At 70.3% G+C, this 5,348-nt stretch carries 5 protein-coding genes; 4 read left to right on the top strand and 1 reads right to left on the bottom strand.

Features of this window, described 5'->3' with window-relative positions; translation table 11 throughout:
* Positions 1-144 precede the first annotated feature (144 nt).
* A complete protein-coding gene (locus tag JHN63_RS53575; protein ID WP_234478785.1) occupies positions 145-360 on the top strand; it encodes a hypothetical protein in 216 nt (71 codons plus the stop codon).
* A gap of 45 nt (positions 361-405) precedes the next feature.
* Complete coding sequence (locus JHN63_RS47595) at positions 406-1,746, top strand: carboxylesterase family protein (RefSeq protein WP_307782160.1); 1,341 nt, start codon at positions 406-408, stop codon at positions 1,744-1,746.
* On the opposite strand, the gene JHN63_RS47590 is transcribed toward JHN63_RS47595, so the two are convergent.
* On the bottom strand, positions 1,739-2,893 hold the full coding sequence (locus JHN63_RS47590; RefSeq protein WP_200691370.1) for a serine hydrolase: 1,155 nt from the start codon (positions 2,891-2,893) through the stop codon (positions 1,739-1,741). The two genes, JHN63_RS47595 and JHN63_RS47590, sit on opposite strands and share 8 nt — an antisense overlap.
* Before the next feature lie 257 nt (positions 2,894-3,150).
* Between JHN63_RS47590 and JHN63_RS47585 the strand changes: the two genes are divergently transcribed.
* Entirely contained in the window at positions 3,151-4,434 is a 1,284-nt protein-coding gene (locus tag JHN63_RS47585) for an alginate lyase family protein (protein ID WP_200691369.1), read from the top strand.
* A gap of 43 nt (positions 4,435-4,477) precedes the next feature.
* Positions 4,478-5,348: RNA polymerase sigma factor (locus tag JHN63_RS47580; RefSeq protein WP_200691368.1), on the top strand; the 871-nt coding region annotated here is incomplete at its 3' end.

Raw genomic sequence — 5,348 nt, 5'->3', positions numbered from 1 at the left:
GGCGGCCTCACCCGCGTCCCGCACCGACGTTCCCTCGGCCGTACCGACCCGCACGCAGTAACTCCCGCGCCCACAGGGGCAATTGCAGCCAATCCTGTCGCGTATCTTGCCGACAATATTGCCGAGCGATTACACACGTGGGTCATGGGAAGGACGAGCACACCCCGCAGCAGAGTCCGCACCATCCTGGCGACCGCGAGCGTACTCGGCCTCGGGCTGTTGTCCCCGATCGCCGTCCACGCACTGAAGTCCCCTCCCGTACAAGGGAGTTCGGCCCGCACGTCCCTGGTGGTGGCCACCACCGCGGGCAAGGTGAAGGGGCAGTCCTCGGTGGCCTCGGTGGTGATCGCCTTCTCGTAGCCCGGGTCCCAGCCCTCCGGCTGGGACCCGGGCTACGAGAAGGCGATCACCACCGAGGACTGCCTCGACCTCAACGTCTATGCCCCGCAGGGGAGTAGAGCGGACGCCCCGGTCGTGGTCTGGATCCACGGCGGCGGTTTCTTCGGCGGCGCCGGCCAGGACACCGATCCGCGTAAGTTCGTCCAGCAGACGGGCGCGGTCGTCGTCACCGTCAACTACCGCCTGGGCCCGCTCGGTTATCTGAACCTCCCGGAACTGCGTGCCGAGAACGCCGACGGGGCAGGAAACTACGGCCTGTTGGACCAGCAGGCGGCGCTGCGCTGGGTACGGTCCACCATCGGGCGCTTCGGCGGCGACGCCAGGAACGTCACCATCGCTGGCCAGTCCGCGGGCGGCAGTTCGGTCTGCGACCAGCTCGCCTCGCCCACCGCCAAGGGTCTGTTCGCCCGCGCGGTCGTCATGAGCGGCGGCTGCGCCCTCCAGTCGGCGGCGGCCGGTGAGACGCAGAGCCGGGCCTTCGTCAAGGAGATCGGCTGCGCCACCGCCCCCGACGTCCTGGCCTGTCTGCGCGCCAAGCCCACCGCCGCGATCGTCGCCGCCCAACTGAAGGCCCCCGTCCGCCCGTCCCTGGGCGGCACGGCCTTCCCTCTCGACCCGGCAACAGCCGTACAGACCGGAAACTTCACCAAAGTCCCGGTCATGCTGGGCCAGACCAACAGCGAACGCGGCCTCTTCACCTTCCAGAACTACGACTACCTCGGCACACCGATGACCGCCGACCAGTACACCCAGTCGGTGAGGTCGACGTACGGCACGAACGCGGCCAAGGTCCTCGCCGAATACCCGCTCACGGCCTACCCCACCCCGGGCCAGGCCTGGACGGCGGTGCAGAACGGCTCGACCTCCTACGACCGCCAACAGCTCATGGCACGGCTGTCGCGGTGGGTGCCGACGTACGCCTACGAGTTCGCGGAGAGCGACACCCCGCACTTCACCTCGATATTCCGCCTCCAGCAACAGAGCGCCACGGCACGGGACTTCCCCTTCGGTGGCGCCATCCATGTCGACGACCTCGGCTACCTCTGGGACTACCTGGGCCAGACCCTTCCCTACGACGACGACCAACTGGAGCTGTCCCGCCAGATGATCGCCTTCTGGGACCACTTCACCACCACCGGCGACCCCAACGGCTCCGGCACTCCGACCTGGCCGAAGTACCGTGCGTGGACAGGGGAGTTGATGTCCCTGAAGGCCTGCGACACCGCCCCGTCCGGCAACCGTCCCCCGGCGGCCTGCTCCCGGTCCACGCGCGACTTCGCCCAGGAACACGACCTGGCCTTCTGGGGGAGCCTCGCGTCAACTACCGCCGCCGCAGCGGCTACTTGAGCGCGGCCAACGCGATCCGCATCGCGACGGCGTTCATCGACTCGCCCTTCGCGTCCGTCGAGCCGACCGAGTAGACGAGGGTGCGGGACAGATCGCGGGTGGCGGCGACGGCGGTGCTGTAGCCGTACCGGGCGCCGGACTTGATCCAGTACACCTGCCCGCCGTACTCGAACCGCTGGAGTCCCGCGCTGTAGCTCGCGCCCTCGATGCCGGCCGGGACGGTGAACATCTCCCGCAACTGCGGACCCGGCACGATCCGCCCCCGGAACAGCGCCGTGATCAGCCGCTCCAGGTCGGCGGTCGTCGAGATCATGTCGCCGGCCGCCCAGCGGTCCGCCTGGTTCCAGTCGGTGACGTCCACGAACTCCGTTGTCCCATCGGCCTGTTGGACCGCTTGGTAGCCGTGGTTGTGCGGGCCGAGGACGCGCGGGTCGGTGCCGGGGAAGCAGGTGTCCCGCATGCCCGCCGGGCGCAGTACGAGCCGGGTGGCCTCCGCGGCGTAGGAGTGTCCCGTCACCTTCTCGATCAGCAGACCGAGGATCGTGTAGTTGATGTTGAGGTAGTCCTGCCGCTCGCCCGGCCGGAACTCCGGCCCCTTCGCCACCGCCGACGCGACGACCTGACGGGGTGTCAAGGTGTCGAAGCGGTGCGCGTACTGGTCCTCGAAGGCGTCCCCGAAGCCGTCACCGGCCTGGATGCCGCTCGTGTGGTTCAGCAACTGCCGTACGGAGATGGGTTCGAAGGCCGTCGTGAGCAGCCCCGGAAGGTAGCGCTGGACCGGCGTGTCCAGGTCGACCTTCCCCTGCGCGGCGAGCCGCAGCACGGTCGCCGCGGTCACGACCTTCGTCGTCGAACCGGCCCGGAAACGGGCAGCGGGATCCGCTGCGGCACCGCTCTCCAAGTCGTGCACACCGGCACTCCCGCGCCAGCTCCCGTCCGTCCCTCCCACCCGTACGAGAGCCGCCGTCGCGTCGGCGTTCGGCAGCCGGGCGAGCGCGGCGCGCAGTGCGATGGCGTCCGGTGCGGTCGTCTGCCGAGCGGTGGCCGCCGGGGGCGCGGCGAACGCGGGGGCCGCCAACGGCCCTGCGGCGAGGGCGAGTACGAGGGAGGCGGTGAGGACGGTGGCGGTGCGGTGGCGGGTGCGCATCGGCTGCTCCTGCTGGATGTCCGGTGGCTGTCGGTGATCAGCCTCGTCGGCCGCGCCCGTCCGCGGATCGTCGGTGAGGGGGACGGCCGCCCCTGGTATCGCCGAGGCCAACTCCCTTACCGGGCAAGGGTTTTGCCGGGGTTGCCCCCTACGGGATCCGACTCGGCGCCGTAGTGGCCGTAAAAACTGTTATCGCGGAAGCCTTCACCCCGTCTCCCTCTGCGTCCGCAGTCCCCTCACGCACCGGAGCCACCCACATGGCCGCCAGCGCCCGCAAACCCCTCCACAAGCACCGCCTCACCCGCCGGGGTCTCTTCACCCTCGGCGGTGGAGTCGCGGCGGCGGGAGTCGTCGGCGGTGGGTTCGCCGCGCTCGTCGGCGGCGGGGCCGACGCCGCGCAGCCGGGTGCGGCCGTCGGCACCGCGACCGCGCGCCCGCAGGCCCTCGTTCACCCGGGCATGCTCCACAACGCGGGCGACCTGCACCGTGCCAAGGTCCGCGTCGCCGCCCGCAGGGACCCCTGGCTGAAGGGCTGGACGCGGCTCACCGCCAACCGGCACTCCGCGAGCACCTGGCAGCCCCGCCCGCAGGCCGTCGTCGTCCGCGGCGGCACCGGCCAGAACTACGTCACCCTCTACAACGACATCCACGCCGCCTACCAGAACGCCCTGCGCTGGCGGATCGGCGGCACCGAGGCCAACGGCGACACGGCCGTCGCCATCCTCAACGCCTGGTCGGCGACGCTGACTTCGGTCAACGGCAACGCCGACCGCTTCCTGGCCTCCGGCATCTACGGCTACCAGTTCGCCAACGCCGCCGAACTCGTCCGTGACCACCCGGACTTCGCGTTCGCCCGCTTCAAGAAGATGCTGCGCACGGTCTTCCTGCCCATGAACACCGACTTCCTGACGAACCACAACACCGCCAACATCACCAACTACTGGGCGAACTGGGACCTGTGCAACGTCGCCTCCCTCATGGCGACCGGCATCCTGTGCGACAACCGCGCCGACTTCCAGCGCGCGGTCACCTACATGAAGTCCGGTGCGGGCAACGGCTCGTTCAAGCACGCCATCCCCTTCGTCTACGGCGGCCAGAACCTCGCCCAGTGGCAGGAGAGCGGCCGCGACCAGGGCCACACCATGATGGGCATGGGCCTGATGGGCGCGATCTGCGAGATGGCCTGGAACCAGGGCGTCGACCTCTACGGCCACCTCGACAACCGGTTCATGAAGGCCGCCGAGTACGTCGCCAAGTACAACCTCGGCGCGGCCGTGCCCTTCACGACGTACGCCTGGCGCAGCGGTCAGGGCAACGGCCGGTATATGGAACAGCCTGTGATCTCCGACATAGCGCGGGGCGCCGTTCGCCCGGTTTGGGAGATTCTGCACAACCACTACGCGCGCCGACGGCGCCTGACCACGCCGTTCATCAGCCTCATGGCTGAGAAGGTGCGTGCGGAGGGCGGTGGCGGCGACTACGGCCCGAACAGTGGCGGTTTCGACCAACTGGGCTTCGGCACGCTGCTGTACAGCAAGTGACGTCGGGGCGGACCGGGTGAGGTCGGGAAGGGCGGGGAGCGACGTGGACGGGCGGCAGTGGGGCTCCACCATCGCGGCGGCGCAGGCCGGTGACCGGCGGGCGCTGGACGAACTGGTCGCGGGCTGGCTGCCGTTGGTCTACAACGTGGTCGGCCGCGCCCTCAACGGGCATGCCGACGTGGACGACGTCGTCCAGGAGACGATGCTGCGCGCCGTCGACCACCTCGGCTCGCTCCGTGACCCGGACAGCTTCCGGTCCTGGCTGGTCGCGATCGCCATGCGCCAGATACGGGACCGCGCGCGCCGCCGCACCTCCCCCGCCCAACTCCCGGACGGACTGCCGGGCGATGCCGCCGACTTCGCCGAACTGACCGTGTTGCGGCTTCAGTTGGAGGGCCAGCGGCGCGAGGTCGCGGAGGCGGTCCGCTGGCTCGACGACGAGGACCGCCAACTCCTCTCCCTGTGGTGGCTGGAGGTCGCCGGCGAACTCACCCGCCGCGAACTGGCCTCGGCGGTCGGCATCAGCCGCCAGCACGCGGCGGTCCGCGTCCAGCGCATGAAGGAACGCCTGGAGACCGCCCGCGCCATCGTCCGCGCCCTCGAAGGCGCGTGCCCCGACCTCCGCGAGCTCACCACGAGGTGGCACGGCCGCCAGGACTCGGTCTGGCGCAAACGCCTGGCCCGCCACCTACGAGGCTGCACCTACTGCGGAGACCCCCACGAGTCCGTCGTCCCCGCGGAACGCCTCCTGGTCGGCATCGCCCTGGTCCCCCTCCCGATCGGCTTCACGTTGTCGTTGGCGTTCGGGGGGAAGACGGCGGCGGCTGCGGGGGTGGCGTTCGCGGCGGGAGGTGCGGCGGGTTTGGCCGGTTCGACAGGGACAGCGGGCACTGCGGGTTTGGCCGGCTCGGCGG

Source organism: Streptomyces sp. MBT65, assembly GCF_016612545.1.
Lineage (GTDB): Bacteria > Actinomycetota > Actinomycetes > Streptomycetales > Streptomycetaceae > Streptomyces.
Note: the sequence above shows the minus strand (reverse complement) of the source record. Positions and strands in the feature narration are given on the sequence as shown.